This window comes from Lysinibacillus sp. GW821-FHT14F06 (genome assembly GCF_058803665.1).
Genome location: NZ_JBXAPF010000030.1, coordinates 1 through 16486, shown reverse-complemented (window position 1 = coordinate 16486; position 16486 = coordinate 1). Strand labels below are relative to the sequence as shown.

Annotated in this window: 21 protein-coding genes; 14 read left to right on the top strand and 7 right to left on the bottom strand. The window is 33.2% G+C overall.

Going from position 1 to position 16486, the window contains the following annotated elements; all coding sequences use genetic code 11:
• Positions 1-26: 26 nt before the first annotated feature.
• The gene (locus tag AC1RNS_RS20580) at positions 27-1037 is read right to left on the bottom strand and encodes an alpha/beta fold hydrolase (protein WP_492995390.1); all 1011 of its coding nucleotides are present in this window, start codon (positions 1035-1037) and stop codon (positions 27-29) included.
• Positions 1038-1168: 131 nt separating this feature from the next.
• On the opposite strand from AC1RNS_RS20580, the gene AC1RNS_RS20575 reads away from it, so the two are divergent.
• The 6 genes from AC1RNS_RS20575 to AC1RNS_RS20550 all read left to right on the top strand — a co-directional run bounded on the left by AC1RNS_RS20575 (position 1169) and on the right by AC1RNS_RS20550 (position 6852).
• Complete coding sequence (locus AC1RNS_RS20575; protein ID WP_492995388.1) at positions 1169-2053, top strand: LysR family transcriptional regulator; 885 nt, start codon at positions 1169-1171, stop codon at positions 2051-2053.
• Positions 2054-2626: 573 nt separating this feature from the next.
• Positions 2627-3013 carry an Rrf2 family transcriptional regulator gene (locus tag AC1RNS_RS20570; RefSeq protein ID WP_427543530.1) on the top strand — a complete coding sequence of 129 codons (387 nt, stop codon included), beginning with the start codon at positions 2627-2629 and terminating at the stop codon, positions 3011-3013.
• 260 nt (positions 3014-3273) lie between these two features.
• The gene (locus tag AC1RNS_RS20565; protein ID WP_492995448.1) at positions 3274-4170 is read left to right on the top strand and encodes an NAD(P)/FAD-dependent oxidoreductase; all 897 of its coding nucleotides are present in this window, start codon (positions 3274-3276) and stop codon (positions 4168-4170) included.
• 131 nt (positions 4171-4301) lie between these two features.
• On the top strand, positions 4302-4616 hold the full coding sequence (locus tag AC1RNS_RS20560) for a thioredoxin family protein (RefSeq protein ID WP_492995386.1): 315 nt from the start codon (positions 4302-4304) through the stop codon (positions 4614-4616).
• A gap of 27 nt (positions 4617-4643) precedes the next feature.
• Complete coding sequence (locus AC1RNS_RS20555) at positions 4644-5540, top strand: NAD(P)/FAD-dependent oxidoreductase (RefSeq protein WP_492995385.1); 897 nt, start codon at positions 4644-4646, stop codon at positions 5538-5540.
• Positions 5541-5820: 280 nt separating this feature from the next.
• Positions 5821-6852 (top strand): hypothetical protein, encoded by a 1032-nt coding sequence (locus AC1RNS_RS20550; protein WP_492995383.1) that lies wholly within the window; start codon positions 5821-5823, stop codon positions 6850-6852.
• Between the two features lie 432 nt (positions 6853-7284).
• Here the strand turns inward: AC1RNS_RS20550 and AC1RNS_RS20545 are convergent, their stop codons facing one another.
• On the bottom strand, positions 7285-7425 hold the full coding sequence (locus AC1RNS_RS20545; RefSeq protein ID WP_492995381.1) for a YjcZ family sporulation protein: 141 nt from the start codon (positions 7423-7425) through the stop codon (positions 7285-7287).
• A 506-nt stretch (positions 7426-7931) separates the two neighbouring features.
• Positions 7932-8849 (bottom strand): cation diffusion facilitator family transporter, encoded by a 918-nt coding sequence (locus AC1RNS_RS20540; RefSeq protein WP_492995379.1) that lies wholly within the window; start codon positions 8847-8849, stop codon positions 7932-7934.
• Between the two features lie 561 nt (positions 8850-9410).
• Here AC1RNS_RS20540 and AC1RNS_RS20535 point away from each other — a divergent pair.
• A complete protein-coding gene (locus AC1RNS_RS20535) occupies positions 9411-9992 on the top strand; it encodes a TetR/AcrR family transcriptional regulator (protein WP_492995377.1) in 582 nt (193 codons plus the stop codon).
• 54 nt (positions 9993-10046) lie between these two features.
• Positions 10047-11168, top strand: a complete 1122-nt coding sequence (locus tag AC1RNS_RS20530; protein WP_492995375.1) for a DHA2 family efflux MFS transporter permease subunit — start codon at positions 10047-10049, stop codon at positions 11166-11168.
• Between the two features lie 94 nt (positions 11169-11262).
• Here AC1RNS_RS20530 and AC1RNS_RS20525 read toward each other — a convergent pair whose 3' ends face one another.
• The 3 genes from AC1RNS_RS20525 to AC1RNS_RS20515 are packed head-to-tail and all read right to left on the bottom strand — an operon-like array spanning position 11263 to position 13384.
• On the bottom strand, positions 11263-12450 hold the full coding sequence (locus AC1RNS_RS20525) for a site-specific integrase (RefSeq protein ID WP_492995373.1): 1188 nt from the start codon (positions 12448-12450) through the stop codon (positions 11263-11265).
• 43 nt (positions 12451-12493) lie between these two features.
• Entirely contained in the window at positions 12494-12934 is a 441-nt protein-coding gene (locus AC1RNS_RS20520) for an ImmA/IrrE family metallo-endopeptidase (RefSeq protein WP_492995371.1), read from the bottom strand.
• Positions 12935-12955: 21 nt separating this feature from the next.
• The gene (locus AC1RNS_RS20515; RefSeq protein ID WP_492995369.1) at positions 12956-13384 is read right to left on the bottom strand and encodes a helix-turn-helix domain-containing protein; all 429 of its coding nucleotides are present in this window, start codon (positions 13382-13384) and stop codon (positions 12956-12958) included.
• Positions 13385-13556: 172 nt separating this feature from the next.
• On the opposite strand from AC1RNS_RS20515, the gene AC1RNS_RS20510 reads away from it, so the two are divergent.
• Positions 13557-13796: a helix-turn-helix domain-containing protein gene (locus AC1RNS_RS20510; RefSeq protein ID WP_492995368.1), complete on the top strand. Its 240-nt coding sequence runs from the start codon at positions 13557-13559 to the stop codon at positions 13794-13796.
• A gap of 51 nt (positions 13797-13847) precedes the next feature.
• Here AC1RNS_RS20510 and AC1RNS_RS20505 read toward each other — a convergent pair whose 3' ends face one another.
• Positions 13848-14150, bottom strand: a complete 303-nt coding sequence (locus tag AC1RNS_RS20505) for a helix-turn-helix domain-containing protein (protein ID WP_492995367.1) — start codon at positions 14148-14150, stop codon at positions 13848-13850.
• Between the two features lie 153 nt (positions 14151-14303).
• Here AC1RNS_RS20505 and AC1RNS_RS20500 point away from each other — a divergent pair, with 153 nt between their 5' ends.
• From AC1RNS_RS20500 to AC1RNS_RS20480, 5 genes are all read left to right on the top strand, one after another.
• Positions 14304-14540 (top strand): helix-turn-helix domain-containing protein, encoded by a 237-nt coding sequence (locus AC1RNS_RS20500; protein ID WP_492995365.1) that lies wholly within the window; start codon positions 14304-14306, stop codon positions 14538-14540.
• A gap of 42 nt (positions 14541-14582) precedes the next feature.
• The gene (locus AC1RNS_RS20495; RefSeq protein ID WP_492995364.1) at positions 14583-15380 is read left to right on the top strand and encodes a Rha family transcriptional regulator; all 798 of its coding nucleotides are present in this window, start codon (positions 14583-14585) and stop codon (positions 15378-15380) included.
• A gap of 2 nt (positions 15381-15382) precedes the next feature.
• On the top strand, positions 15383-15679 hold the full coding sequence (locus AC1RNS_RS20490; RefSeq protein ID WP_492995362.1) for a hypothetical protein: 297 nt from the start codon (positions 15383-15385) through the stop codon (positions 15677-15679).
• A 189-nt stretch (positions 15680-15868) separates the two neighbouring features.
• On the top strand, positions 15869-16165 hold the full coding sequence (locus AC1RNS_RS20485) for a helix-turn-helix domain-containing protein (RefSeq protein ID WP_492995360.1): 297 nt from the start codon (positions 15869-15871) through the stop codon (positions 16163-16165).
• The gene (locus tag AC1RNS_RS20480) at positions 16153-16389 is read left to right on the top strand and encodes a hypothetical protein (RefSeq protein ID WP_492995358.1); all 237 of its coding nucleotides are present in this window, start codon (positions 16153-16155) and stop codon (positions 16387-16389) included. The genes AC1RNS_RS20485 and AC1RNS_RS20480 overlap by 13 nt, the downstream gene beginning before the upstream one ends.
• Positions 16390-16486: the final 97 nt, after the last annotated feature.

Below are 16486 nucleotides of genomic sequence, written 5' to 3'. Positions count from 1 at the left end.
GGTTTGTTATTACGGAAAAACATTTATCACAACTGCAAAAATTGTTTCAAATGGCTGTCTATCACGAGAGAATCCTGTTCATTTTGACCGATCCCAAAGCAATGTCCCCACTTAGATTCGATTGGTTGAAAAACAGCATTAAGCATATGTTTCACTTCATATTCATTATCCTTTGGAGGGAAAAATAGATCGGTCGAACCTGGCATAACAAGGGCATGGGCGGTAATACGGTTTAATGCCTGTTCAAAATTTCTGTTGTCTAGAGGATTGGCACTAATATCACCGTTAATTCCAGTACGAAGCATGGCAATTAAGTCGTTGGCGTCAAAGGAAAGGAACACTTGATCCCAATAGTCTTCCAGATATGCCTTTAACGTCGAGTATCCTTCTACCCGGTAAAGCTGTTCTAAATAATAAGCTTGAGAAAATCCCCAAGGAGCATAGGCGCGTCCCATCGCGGCAAGTCCTGCTACAGGCTGATGGGTATAGAAACCTTCCTTCCAGTTGGAATCCGCTTGCAATGCTGCGATAAGCCCCTCAAAAACAAGCTGTGCATGTGGTCTCGTCTTTGCTGTTCCGCCAAACGGTGCAATCCGCTCGACCATCTCAGGATAACTTGATCCCCATTGAAAGGTTTGCAGTGCTCCAAGTGACCAGCCAACGACTAGCGCAATCTTCGTAATACCAAATTTCTCAGTAATGAGCCGATGTTGTAGCTGAACATTATCGTAAATCGTAATAAGCGGGAAATTTGCTCTGTCAAAAGGGGCGGGTGTATTGCTTGGGGAGGAAGATAGCCCATTTCCCAACATATTTGGCACAATAATAAAATATTTGTTCGGATCGAGAGCTTTATCAGGCCCAATCAACCACTCATTATCAGTATGCTGACCAGCAAACCAGGTAGGATAGACAATTACGTTTGACTTAGTAGAATTTAAAGTTCCATAGGTTTTATAGGCAAGAAAGGCTTGGGGCAGCTTTTGACCCGATTGTAGCTCGACATCTCCAAGTGAATAAATTTCGTAATCTTTCATAATTCAATTCTCCTTTGTTATACAAAATGTGTTGAAGCTTGATTTTTACTCTACGACACTGTTACCATCAAATCAACAAAACGTTTTTGACTATAACATTCAATTTTTTTGAATTAAGAGGAGCTGTCTCATTGGAAATTCGCCAACTTAAAACATTTTGGACGCTTGCTTCTACGCGTAGTTTTAGCCGTACTGCTGAAGTATTGAACTATGTTCCGTCTACTATAACAATGCAAATCAAGGCTTTAGAGGAAGAATTGGGAGTAAAGCTATTGGATCGCTTGGGCAAGAGTGTTGTTTTAACAGATGCAGGCCATCAGTTGCTGCCCTATGCCAATAAAATTTTAAATGATATAGAGGAGGCTCGGTATGTTTCAAGTCAGAGGGGAGAATTAACTGGTACAGTTACAATTGGTGCAGACGAAGTGCTCTGTACATACCGTCTACCCGCATTACTCCGGGTTTTTCGCGAACGATATCCGCACGTACGTCTTTTGTTTAGACCTTTGTCTAGTCACAATTTGAAACAGAGTCTGAGGGAAGGGAATGTTGATGTGGTCTTTATGCTGGATGAACCTATCGTATCTGCGGATCTACATACTGAGCTTTTAATGGATGAACCTTTTCTTATGGTAGTTTCCCCCAATCATCCATTAGCTGCATGCTCTACATTAAGTATTGAAGATTTTAACAGAGAGCATATTCTATTAAGTGAAAAGGGTTGTTCTTACAGAACTTTCTTCTATCGCACATTATTGAGAAAAGGAGCAGACAGCTTGAACGAACTAGAGTTTAATAGTGTAGAGGCTATTAAACAATGCGCAATGGTTGGACTAGGTATTGCCTTACTTCCTGAAATGTCGCTCAAGGGAGAGTTAGAGCGGGGAGAACTAATCACTTTACCTTGGGATTTATCTGAAATACGATTTGCTACTCAAATGCTGTGGCATCAAGAAAAATGGATTTCACCATCAATCAAGGTATTTATCGAATTGGCAAGAAGTGTATTAAAATAGTGTATAGTGAAGAGCATATTTAATATCCCAGAATGTTAAGGTGCAAATGTATTTCTTAAAGAAACAACATTGAACCAAATATTGCATTTGAAATTCAGAACGATTATTTCACCTACATTTAAACGTGTACTGAAATTACTGAGAATTGGTTAAAAAGGGGCTATAGTTAAATAAATACTTGTAAAAGCCTTGTTACATAAACAGTAGCAAGACTTTTTTATAATGAAACTGGAATAGCTAGTAAAAAATATAAAAGCTTGAGCCTGACACTGTGTCAAGCTATATAATACTATTAATTCGTCCTAGGTTTTTTAAAGATGAGAAAATGCTAAGGCGATAAAATTTAAGGAATGGGACTGCATGATTAAATTTTATGCAGGTATTTACTAACAGAAGAGATAAATAGAATTTAAACTATAGGGGGTTTTAAGTATGCATTTATTTTCAAAAACGCTAACTAACTTTTGGGAGTCACAATTTTTAAATGGAAATATAGAGATATAAAAATTGAAATTGTGAAAATTTAATGCTATTATGGATATGTAAAGTCTCTAATTGAGGTGAATAACAGTTATGAAATATTCTAAAGCTACAAATTACGCACTACACACAATGCTTTTTCTTGCAAAGGAAACACCAAATAAACCAATGGGTGTCCAACAATTAGCTGAGATGCAAAATGTTTCTCCCACATATTTGTCTAAAATCCTCACCAAGTTAGTCAAAGAGGGTATGATTAACTCTGTATCGGGTGCTAACGGTGGATATACACTTCGTCACAATTGGGAAGATATTTCATTTTTAGATATTATACATGCAATTGAAGGCAAATCTTCATTGTTTGATTGTTGTTTATATAACGATCCTAAGTGTGTCATAAAAGAAGTAATGCTATCTGCAGAAGAAAAACTGGAGAATGAGTTAAGAAACAGAAAAATATCGGATTTTGTGAAAAAATAGTCGTGGATTTATAGTCCACCATTATTTTTCGAACAATTATAGATATAAGGAGTCTTTTAAATCTCTGAATGTTTTTATACTCTGAACTTGGATTCTTTTTGGTTGTTGATCTTCTATAAATTTTCAAGCGGTTATATCTTAGAATCATTCTGTTTTTTAACTTTAATTTGAGCTAGAATGCATGTTGTATGCTATAGAAATTTGATATTTTTAACGGAAACAACATGTACTCTAAATAACTTGTGGAGGAGATTTACATGATGAAATTATTTGATTGTGCAGTTATAGGTGCAGGTGGCGCTGGTTTAAACGCAAGTTTGTTTTTAGGGAGGTCCCGCAAAAAAGTCGCTTTATTTGATAATGGAACAAATCGAAATCGTGTGACGCAGGAATCACATGGATTTCTTACACGTGATGGCATTAAACCAGCAGAGTTTAAAGAAATAGCTTTGAAAGATGTGAAGAAATACCCTTCAGTTCTTTTTTATCAAAACACAGTTATGAATATAACAAAACAATCAAACGGATTATTTAAAATTGAGACGTTAGAAGATGTAGAGTATGTTGCTGAGAGAATAATATTGGCAACGGGTGTTCAAGAGGTATTTCCATCGATACCTGATATTAAAAATTATTATGGAAAAAGTCTATTCAGCTGCCCAACTTGCGATGGATGGGAGTTAAGAGATAAACCTCTAATTATCATTTCAGAGGATGAAGAACAAACCCTTTTTAAAGGAAAGCTTTTATATAACTGGTCAAAAGATTTAGTAATAGCCACAAATGGTCATGAAGTTTCTGCTCCGACATTGAATGAACTACAAAGAAAAGATATAACTGTTATTACTGAGCCTATTCAAAGCTTATATGGTGAGGATGGGTATTTAAACAAAGTAGTGTTTAGTTCTGGAGTTGAAATCAAAAGAGTTGGAGGCTTTATCGTACCTAATTTTGTGCGACCAAATCAATTTGCAGAGCAGCTTGGTTGTCAATTTAATGAAAATGGTAGCATTGTGACAGATGAGGCAGGGCGAACGTCACAGGAAAATATTTATGCAGCGGGGGAGACAGCTAAATTAGGTCAGTCTTCATTAATAGTTGCTGCTGCTGAAGGTTATAAAACTGCAATGGCAGTTGTTTTCGATAGTACAATTTAAAAATTTTATTTTAATTATGGATATTAAAGGTCTCTAATGTTTGTTGAGAGGGGGGATTGTAGGTTCAAGCAAATAACAATTAAAGCATATTATATCTTTAAAATTTTAATTTTCATGAAGGAGGAAAAATTATGTCAATTGCTCATGTAACAACAAAGCAAGAATTAGGAGAACACCTAAAAACTAAAAAAATTGTAATTATAAATTTTTGGGCGGAGTGGTGTAGCCCATGTAAAATGTTCGGGATGGTTCTTAATCAACTTAATGAAGGGTACAGTGATAAGGTGAAAATTTTAAGGGTGAATGTTGACAAAAGTCCAGAGATTGCAGCGGAATATCAGGTTCTTGGGATCCCTCATTCACGTTTGATTATTCATAATAAATTACATGAACCAATTGTTGGATATATTCCTTTAGAAAACCTAAAGCAAATTATTGGAGTTTGATTCGTCGTAAAAACAGGAGGAAAAAAGATGGGAATTTTTGAATGTGCAATTATTGGTGGAGGACCAGCAGGATTAAATGCAGCATTATTGTTAGGTAGAGCGAATCGCTCAGTCGCATTGTTCGATACAAAGAATGAACACCTTGCATTCGAGCTGCAAGAGAGTATTTCAAGAAATGGAAATGCGGCCATTGAATTCATGCAAGCAGCAAAAGAAAAATTAAATCAATATCCAACTATTCAATCAATCGTCAGTCAAAATGTTAGGGCTATTAAACAATCTGACAATAAGCTTTTTAAAATTTATACAGAAGATGGCCAGAGCTTTTTTGCTGAGAAACTCCTTTTGACAGATGGTACTGAAATACAGACAGATATCCCTAATATTAAGCAATATTATAATAAGAGTATTTTCACTTCACCATATGGCTATGGATGGGAATTAAAGGATAAAAAATTGATTTATATAAATGAAACTGGTGATGTTGCACGAACAGCTAAAATAATTTTTAACTTATCAAATGATTTAGTCGTGGCAACAAACGGTCATGAAATAAAGGAAAATGAAAAGAGAGAACTGGAAAATAAAGGGATAGATGTGATTGTCGATAAGATTAAAAAAATAAAAGGGCATAATGGGATATTATGTAGTGTCGCCTTTCAAAATGGGTTAGAAATTGAGCGAGAAGCAGGCTTTATTACCCCATCTACTTATACAACAAATACCATTGGTCAAGGATTTTCTTGTGATTTAGATGAACATGGGTTAATCGTTGTTGATCATTTCGGAAGAACATCAGAAAAAAATGTATATGCAGCGGGTGATGCTGCTCAGCCTGCTCCAACAGAAATTGTTCTTTCAGAAGCAACGGGAATTCAAGTAGCAATAACAATTAATGCAGATATTTCAATTGAAAAATTTTAAATCTTAAAGGATAGCTTCACTTAGAATGGTTGGACGTGATCAAGTTACCAATGGTGCGAACAATCACAATTATTTTTCGCCATAAGCGAGACAAATGCTTCAATAGGAAAGTTACCAAAGCTATAAAAGGTACCTCGAAGTGAAAAAATCATTACCAGCATATAAAATGTCTGCTTTTCGTTATAGGCAGACATTTTTATATGGAAAATCTAGAGAAAACGATGCTAGCATTTATGGTAATATTAAGAACGCGATAAGTTATACATGAGGAGGATTGATTTTGTTGTTAGAACCTCTTTCACAAGAAGAAAGAAATTTTTTATTATCTTTTGTTACAGAAGAACAGAGAAATTTTTTAGTACAAAAATTAAAACGGGGTAGGGAAACAATTTTCGAAAATTTTATGCTATCTGAAAAGGTTAGTGCAATCAAATCGACAGATGAAATTGTTTTATTAGAGGATGAGCAAAATGCTGCTGATTGGAAGATTATTAAATACCATGACTACGGATTCAGAAATCAAGTGGGGAAATGTGCATGCGGTCGTTCTTTGAGATACGAATTTACTGTGCAACATTCTAAGACTTTAAAAACTATTACATATGGGAAGGTTCATCTTGTGGACTTTCTAAACTTACAGGTAAGAGATATAAATGAAGTTGTGTATGGATTAATGGTAATTGATTATGAACTAGATGAAATATTAAGAAAAATAAGAATTAAAGACTACGGATATCAAATTTTAGATGAACTTTCTAACAAAATCAATATACCATCGGACATACAGGAACATATAGATTATAAGGTACCTTTATTAAATAGACAGCTTAGGTGGCTTTTGAAAATAATTCGAGATCAGGAAAAGAGCAGACCGAAAGCATCGTTAAACGTAGATCATCTGAAAATTTATGAGAAGGTGAGCCTGCTAATTGATGAGCGACTTCAACAAGAAAAAAATGAACAACAAAATAGGGAACAAAGGTTAGTGGAAATTGTGAATAATCAGCTTCCTATCCATCCAACATTAAAAGAAATTGCTTATTGTCTAGTAAAGAATGGGGTCACGAGTTCTACTGAAATTAGTCATCTAATTAGAACCTATTATGATGAGGATAAGCGAATTTCTAGAGGTAGATTGCAAAGACCTTATATTTATATGGATGTTGTTTTGGCTTGTATGGAATATGTAAAACAAGGATTTCTTATTTTTGATGAAGAATCTTCAACGATAGATGACTGCATTTTTTATATAGATACTCAAGAAGTCCTAATTAGTCATGAACAAGAAGAAATACAAATCACTCTTTTTTAACTACCAACTTACTATTTAACTGGCTGGATGTTTATCACTCTGACTTAGGTTTATTTTTTTGCATAATTTTATGAATTTACTTTTTATCCAGTGAAAAAATGGTCCATTTAGTGTGATGGTCGATAATATTCAAGACGTTATTGAGTATTATTAATAAGCTCTTACGAAACTAGTACCAACAATAATTAACTTCCCTCTTTTCAATTTAATAAGAATGCTTGTTAAAATGAACCACTACAATGATCTACTTACTAAATATATTTATAAAAATTAATAGCTTAGTTATATATCAAGAGGTTTAATGAAAAAAGGTCACTCATGTAAAAGTGACCTTGTCGTGAGGTGGTGTAAAGCTTGATAAGCTTTTACACATTATTTAATTCTAGCAACGGAGACTTTTTAGATAAAATACATCATAAAAGGCTTTTTAGATTAATACATGAAAGATGCGCCGACAATAATTAGAAGAATAAATAAAACAACAATTAGGACGAATGTTGAGCCGTTATAACCGCTGTTGCCGTCATAATAGCAGTTGTTATTTATGCCTCCTACATTACCATAGTATCCCATAAAGTATCCCTCCTTTTTATGATCTATAATATGTAAAGTTGTAGAAAATTTAAGAGGTATTCATCCAATTAAAAAACATTTAGGAATAAAACAGGGCACTGAAAAAGTCGATTTGCCACAAAAATTGTGATGCAAATCGACTTTTTTAAGTTTTCAAATCCAACAAAAGACAAAATTCTAATATAAAAAAGTGAATTTTTTTAGTTTTTCAGTGCCCTCGAATAAAACAGGGTTGTTCTTTTTGTTATGTGGGGCGACTTGAAAAAGATGATAAAAAATAATGGGCTTTTTCCTCTATCTAAAGGTCATATCCACTCGGGTTTGGCTTTGTATTATGGGACAGCAATGTATAAAAAAAGACAATGGGCGAGGTGAGAGTTTACTACTTCAGGCCCATTGGATGTAAGTATAAATTACTGTAATTGTGGAGAGGATGGTAATTAGAAAATACATTCACATATTTAGATTACACCAATCCAAGGTTTTATTTTAGGCGAGTCATTAATTTAGTTTATTCTTTCATTTTCAGGCTCTAAATGAATAAGAATATTGGCATTCTGAAAGATATTTTTAATCCTTTCTTCTATACGATCGCATAGATTATGAACTTTTTCTATGCTATTTTGCGATTCTACTACTAAATGAAAATCGATATATTCTTCAGCACCTGATCGTCTTGTTCTGAAATCATGATACTCAATATATTCATCTTTAAATGTTTCAATAATTTGTATAATTTCTCTTTCCTCTTCATTTGACAATCTAGCATCCAATAACGGAGGGAATGCTTCTTTCATCATTTTAATAGCCTCTATCATAATAAAACATGCTAAAACTATACCAATAATAGGATCTAAAATATACCACCCAGTTAAATGGACAATTAATAAGCTCAAGGCAACTCCTAATGAAGTATAGACATCTGTCAGTAAATGAAGTGCATTTGATTTCATTGCGACAGAATTAGTGTTTTTAGCAGTTCTATACACAATTCTTGATACAAAAATATTAATTATGGCGCCTAATACCATGACGAGTATACCTAATATTGGAAGTTTTATTGGGGTAGGTGCAATAATTTTATGAATACATTCATAAATAATCCAAATTCCTGCAACAAAAATTAAAAGAGTTTCAATCGTTCCAGAAATATTTTCAACCTTACCATGACCGTATGGGTGCTCTTTATCTGCTGGTTTATTGGAGATTCTGACAGAGAAAAAGGCAATTAAAGAAGCAAGCAAATCTAGAAATGAATGGATTGCCTCTGATAAAATTGCCACTGATCCTGTGAACAAACCAACAATAATTTTTAAAATAACAATAGCAGAATTACTAATAACTGATAAAAAGGCGATTTTTGAAGAATTCACATTGAAATACCTCCTAATGAGTATGAATTTATGATAACAGTCATACTCCATGTGGGTCTATAGCAACGTTTTTTCCCAATATCTATTAATTAACGCAAATGAAAAAATGTTGGATTAGACAAAGTTTTTTTGAATAGCCCATAACTCGAAAACCATGTTCTCAAAATAGTAGGAGCGATGAAGGAGGGGTTAATGCTTTAATTGCACAAAATTAAAATGGCTGTAAATGTAATGAAAGTTGATTAAAATTGACTAACAGGGATTACAAAAAAGAGGCTACTTTAAGCGTCCAAAATGGTTTGAATTTAATGATATTGAACACTTATGTTACAAAGAATGAACCAGACGGTATTCTCTTGGAAATATTGGTTGTTGAAAACGTTCAACGATGGAAACAAATCTTAATCTCAGCGTTTAGCCCAAATATTAGGTTATGTTTAATGAAAAGCTTTGAAGCATGAATGGACATAATTAATTCTTTCTATCCCATCCAAACGTCGAAATATCTATCGAAGGGACAATCAATCATTTACGCTATTGGCCACTCTATTGACATCCATACCGTAACTTTATATATTGTTAGTGATGACTAACATTATTAGGGAGGATGAGATGACGAGGCTTACCAAACAAAGGATTTTACAAGCAGCCTGTGAAATGATGTCTGCTAAAGGCTATCAAAATATCACAGTGAAAGAAATTGCAGACAAGGCTGGCTGTAGTGAAATGACTGTCTTTAGAAAATTCAATACAAAGTTTGAGATTTTACAAGAAATTGTGAAAGAATATTCGTATGTACCATATTTTGAGAACTTCTTTACTAGTGAGTTAATGGGAGATATTGAAGAGGATTTGAAGAAAATTTCTGAAGTTTATTTGCATTTTATGAATAAAAATAAGCCATTGTTTTTAATTGCTGTGCAAGAAAGAGGAACGCTGCCTCAATTGATGGATGAGATTTCTAAACAGAATACTCAAAAATTGCAAAATTTACTAGCGAATTATTTTGAAAATCAAATCAATAGTGGGAAGCTAAGACCATTTGATACTCAGCAGCAAGCAATTACTTTTTTAACATCATTATTTGGTTTTTTTGTTTCGATTGCTTTATGGGACGATCATTTTTTGCAAAATCAAGAAGCAATATATATTAAAAATGTAGTAGACACATTTTTAAATGGGGTACAAAACTAACCCTATTTTTTTTAGTTAAAAATGTTAGTCGTGACTAACAAAAAGGAGGACGTAATGAATATATCCACGTATAAGCATAAATGGATCGTTGCCATTTTATTATCAGCGGCATTTATATCAATATTGAATCAAACCTTATTAATGATTGCTATGCCTCCTATAATGGCTGATTTTCAAATTGATGCCAATCAAGCTCAATGGTTAACAACTATCTATTTGTTAACAAATGGTATTTTAATACCGATTACTGCCTATCTCATTGGTAGATTTTCCAATCGAATGTTATTAATAACAGGGCTTGTTTTATTTAGTGTGGGGACATTAATTGGTGGTTTCGCACCTAATTTTATAACTTTGCTTCTTGCCCGTGTCATACAAGCAGGTGGTGCAGGTATTATTATGCCAATGATGCAAACAATTATTATAACAATTTATCCAAAAGAAAAACGTGGCACCATCATGGGGATAGCAGGACTGGTAACAGGTTTTGCGCCTGCAGTAGGACCGACACTTGCAGGTTGGCTTATCGAACATTTCTCCTGGCGGTATTTATTTTATACGATGTTTCCGATATCAATAATCATTATTTTAATTGTAATTTTCTTTATGCGAAATGTTACTGAGAAACAACAAGGTCAATTGGATGTATTATCTGTTGTCTATTCCTCATTTGGCTGGGGGGGATTACTTTATGCGTTTAGTATTGCTGGATCTAAGGGCCTTGATAATCTCAAGGTATGGATTTCTCTAGGTATTGGTACTATTTCACTTTGGCAATTTATACAAAGACAATTAAAGCTAGATAAACCAATTCTAGAATTTAGAGTTTTTCAATCCAAGATTTTTACCTTATCAACAATTTTATCATTTCTGGTTTATTCGTTAATGGTTGGTTCACAAATACTACTCACATTCTATATACAGAATGTTCGTGAGTTAACAGCATTAGAAACAGGGTTGATGCTACTGCCAGGAGCACTAGTCATGGGCATTTTCTCTCCAATTGCAGGGAAAATTTTTGATAGATTAGGTGGAAGATTATTAGCAATAGCAGGGTTTAGTCTTATTTTAGGTGGAAATATAGCCTTTATTTTTCTTTCTTATCATTCTACTATCTTGTACATTTCTACTATATTTAGTTTCGTTTCACTTGGTATTACGATGGTTATGATGTAACAAATCTTTAAAACCCTAGTAATATTAATGTTTTATACATGTAATTCACCTGAATGATGCCAAAATGATGCCGAGAATTTTAAAAATGGATTTTTTAAAGCTTTCTCATCAATTCACCAAATTTTTGTGAAGCTTCTTTTTTCCTTTCCTTAGTAATGTGTAAATACACTTTTGTAGTTGTTTTATCTGTTTCATGACCTAATCGTTCCATAATTAATTCTAAAGGAACATTTACTTCAGCTAAAAGTGATGTATGAGTGTGTCTGAATGAATGAGGAGTTAAATGTTTTATTATTTTAGTATGTTTCAATATAGCTTGCATTCGAATATTTACTAACTTTAAATAATATGGGTATCCTAAATTAGGTGATTTAATTTTAGCAATGACAAAATCAAAATCGTTATATTTTGTACCAAAAGAAAGTTTAATTTGTTTTTGTAATAGGTGATGACTCTTCAATAACTCAATTAATTCTGGTTCAATATCAATAGTTCTTATAGATCCGTTTGTTTTTGGTGTTGTTAATTCAAATGCCAATAAATTGTTATTAGCATTATACAATGTCTTTGTAATTGAAATAGTTCGATTCTTAAAGTCAACATCACTCCATTTTAAAGCTAATAATTCTCCTAATCTCATACCAGTCCATGCTAACATATTAAAGATAATATAATCATCCTTATTGCCATGTTTTTTTGCTGCATCTAAGTATTCCTTTAACTCCTGTTTTTCAAAATACACATCATTAATGTTGTCGTTTTCAATCTCCTCAACGGTTTTAATTTTTTTTGGCATTTTTGCAAATTCAGTAGGGTCAGTATGTATGACACCCAATTCTTTAGCATACTTAAAAATCATTCTAGCAGTTCCGTGAATGCCAGAAAGGGTATTGATGGTAAATTCTTTATTTAATTCGTTTAAAAAACGTTGGTATTGAACTTGACTTATCTCTTTTACTTTAATATTTGAAAAACTTTCTAGTAATTTATCGCATTCATAGATACGTATTCGGATTGTATTTTTTTTCACACCTGAAGTTTTGTAATACTTTAACCATTCATCAATAAGCTCTTTAAAAGTCAATTTAGTCTTTAAATCCAAATTCCACTTTTCTATTTCATATTCCATGTCTCTAGCAGCTTTTATAGCCTCTTTTTCTTTTAAAAATCCTCGTTTTACAATTCTTTCTCTTTTTCCAGTAATCGGATTTGTACCATTTTCGATTACATACATCCAACGGTCTTTGCCATCTTTTAATTTATATTTTTGGATTGAAGCCATGTAATCTCCTCCTGAATAAGAATGTATGTTCTTTTGTTTGGTTTTAAAATAGCCCCTTAAATTTCAGTTCCGCTAGTTTTATTGGAACATTATATAAGGAAGCTATATCATAAAGTGTCATGCTATCATATGATTCAAACAAATTTTCATCCGGAATCAATAGGTATGCTGCAAATGTATTTGCTTGTATTTCAATCTTATCAATAGAGAACAGAGTATTGGCTCTCATAAAAGGAGTATTTAATTTAGTATGTAAAATTGCATGACCAAGTTCATGAGCGCAAACAACGAGTTGTTCTTCAACACTTAACTTACTATTAATAAAAATAAAACGATTACGTTTTTCATATTGATAGAACCCTTTTATATCAGGAGGTAAATCCCAATAAAAAATTTCTATTTTTAAACATTTCGCTAATGTAAATGGATTTCTAGTATTATATTTCTCATATAAATACTCAACTTTCTTTTTGATCCATCCCATCCGCAACCCCTCGAATCATATTTATTCTTCTTCGTTATTACGATATTTCTTTGGTGTAAACTTTTTGTTGTTTTTCTTCGCAAGTCGTACACCAAACTCCATAGCCTCTAATAAAGATTCTCTAGCTTCGTCACTCATAGGTTCTCCCTCGAATAACAAACCTGTAGCAGTTGATAAATCCTCGCGTAATTCGTTCATACGTTTAGCTATATCACGCTCATCTTTTTGTGACAAACCTACTTCGTTGATGCTAAATTTATTCCCAACAAGGTAATCAAGTGATACCTCATACAACTCAGCCATTTCTTTCAACATATTTGTATCAGGATCTCTATAATTCCTCTCATACCCAGATAACGCTCCATTTGTTACACCTAATTTTTTTGCTGCTTCTATTTGAGTAAGCCCTTTGTCATTTCTAGCTTTTTTCAATCTTTCTCCTAAAGCCATTTTCTCTCACCTCTTTGTTTTAATATAGCTTAATTAAACGTATGGTTAAACTAGATTAAACGATAAGTTTAATATTTTTATATTCTGTGTTGACTTTAACGTTTCGTTTAATTTATACTATATTTAAGTTAAACGAAACGTTTAATTTAATAGTTTTAAGGAGGTGCTTTTTATGTCTACTGTTTATTTGAAAATCGAAGAAATTCGTATAAGAAAAGGTGTAACAAAATCTCATATAGCTAGGTCTTGCGGTCATACACCTCAATGGTATTCTAAGGTCTCGAAAGGTGAGACAGTATTAGACGTAAATAAGTTAGAACTTATTGCGAATATCTTAGAAGTTGATGTTATAAATTTTTTTGATAAGAAATTAAGCGATACGCTTAATAAAGGTGTAAAAAAACTTGCTTAGATGAAGTCATACTCTGCCAACAAATAAAACCTGTCAGCAGAGAAAGCTTTTTCACTCTTTCAACGACTTAATAGCAGAAATTAGAGACAGGCGTTGGTCATCAGTTAGGTCTTTCCCGATTTCAAGCCACTGTATCAACTCTGGTTCAAGATCAGTATCTGTCTTGAAAAAGTCCGACATACTAATATTCATTGTTTCACAGAGCTTGTATAAGTTTTCAATAGATACTTTTTTAGTTCCTTTTTCAATAGCTGAAATAAAACTAGGTGAAACATCTAAAGATATGGCTAATTCTTTAGCACTTATGGACTTTGCTAATCTTATTTCTTTTATTCGATTACCTATATCTATCATTTTTCATCACCTATCTATCAACATTATTAACCTATACGTTAATGATAGCATGGATAGAAAACCTTTTTTAAAAAAAAAATTAACCTTATGGTGAAAAATAGTTTGACAATAGTTAACTTATAGGTTTATTATTTAAACAAGGAGGTGAACCTCATGCTTCATAAACTGATTAAGCAAATAAAAGCTACACGTATTTCTAAGGGTATTACCCTTGATGAACTATCTGAAAAAAGTGGTGTTAGTAAAAAACATATTTCGAACATTGAGAATTTAAAATCTAATCCAACTATTGAAACTCTAGTTAAACTTACAAAACCTCTTGGATTAGAAATTAGCGTTGGCTTACTTGCTACAGAACTAATTGACAGCGAAGCAAAAAGTGCTGTGTAAAATCCTTAAACCAAATAATTTTAAAACACAGGAGGTTTTATCATGAATCAATTATCAAGAAATATTTCAAGTATAGAAGTTGCTGAAATGGTTGGGCGTGAACATTATGAAGTGCTAAAAGATATTCGTCGAATCATTGGTCATTTAGGAGAAGGGAAAAATCCCTCGTCCTCAGGAGACGTTAAAAATTACGAGTCCTATTTTATCGAATCAACTTACACAAATAGCCAAAACAAACAGCAACCTTGCTTCTTATTAACTAAAAAGGGTTGCGAATTATATGGCACTCGCATGACTGGCGAAAAGGGAACTCAATTTGCTGTTAAATACATTGAAAGATTTAACGAAATGGAAGAACAGCAGAAAGAAAATTTCATAATGCCGCAACCTACCCAAGCTGAAATCATCGCCATGATTGCTCAACAAGGTGTGGAACAAGAACGTCGTTTAAATGCTGTAGAACAACGTACAACTTACTTAGAAGCTCAACAAGAAAATATTACTCAAATTGTTTCACTCAATCCAAATGAATGGAAGGACAAAGCTAATGTCATTCTGAACAAAATTGCTTTAGCTCGTGGTGGTGGTGAACAGTATCGCCTGGTCCGAAATGAAAGTTATGAGTTATTAGAAAAACGAGGTCATTGTCGTTTAAATATTCGATTGGAAAATCGTAAAAGAGAAGCTCTATCTAACGGAATCATTTCAAAAGCAAAGATTGAAAAATTTAAAAAGATTGATGTTATTGCTGATGACCCTAAGTTAGTCGAAATCTACTTAGCTATTGTGAAAGAGATGGCTATTACTCACAAAATTAAAGTAGAAGGGTTAGGTGCATAGTTATGTTCCATCCAGATTATGAAATGGAGTTACTAGAAAAAATCCGAATGGTTGTTAGGGAAGAAAACGAACAATTCTGGAAAACTCATGTTCAAGAGTATCCAGAAATCTTAACTAATGATGATTTATGTAAAATATTTCAATGTAAAATAGCAAAGATTTATGATTTGGTGAAAATAGGTACATTTCCGATTTTCCCCCATATTCAAGCACATTATCCAAGAGATTTAGTTTTTAAATGGATACGCGAAAATTCAACAATAGCACAAGCGATAAATCCTAAATTAAGGGCAATATAGGAGAGGCCAGGGCAAATGGCCTCAACAAACTACCAATCTAGTAAAAATCGAGAGGTAGGGGCAACTACCTCTTAATTTAAGCAATTTAAATTGCTTATGAACTTATTTTATCCAATTATTTAATAAAATGACAATCCATCATCGACTATAGTCCAAAATGGACTACGAATTATGCAGGAGGAAATAAATATGAAATTGTTCCCATCTATTGACTACGGGAAATTACTACAAAAATTCCGTAAGGATGCTGATATGACACAGGAGGAGGTTGCGGACCAGTTAGAAATGACCCAATCACATATCAGTAAATACGAACTGGGTCGAAAAGTGGTTGATATAGAAACTTTTATGAGGTGGGTTCAAGTAACGAACTCAGAGGCACAGGCTGCATTTATATTATTCGGAGTTGATTTAGTAAATACGGCATCTCAAATGATGACGACTGTCCCGATGTTTATAGGAGGTATGTACACATGGATCCTTTAAAACAAATCGAAACTCAAATCACTAAAGAAAAATTGTGTGTGGATGACTTAGTAAAAGAAGTTGCACTCCATACAAAAGTTGGACGTTATCAACTAGCTGCTGATCGTGGTCATGACATGCAAAACTCGATTATTCGTATCCAGCAACTTGAGCGACAAAAAGAATTGTACTTATATGCTGTGGATTTAGTGAGTAAAAATGGTCGTGAGGTTATCAATTTATAGGAGTGGAGAGCATGAACATTAAAGCCGGAGATTGGTTACACCTAAACAAAAAGATTCGTAGTTTGATGCTAGAAAAGCATGCTAACGCGAAGTTTTT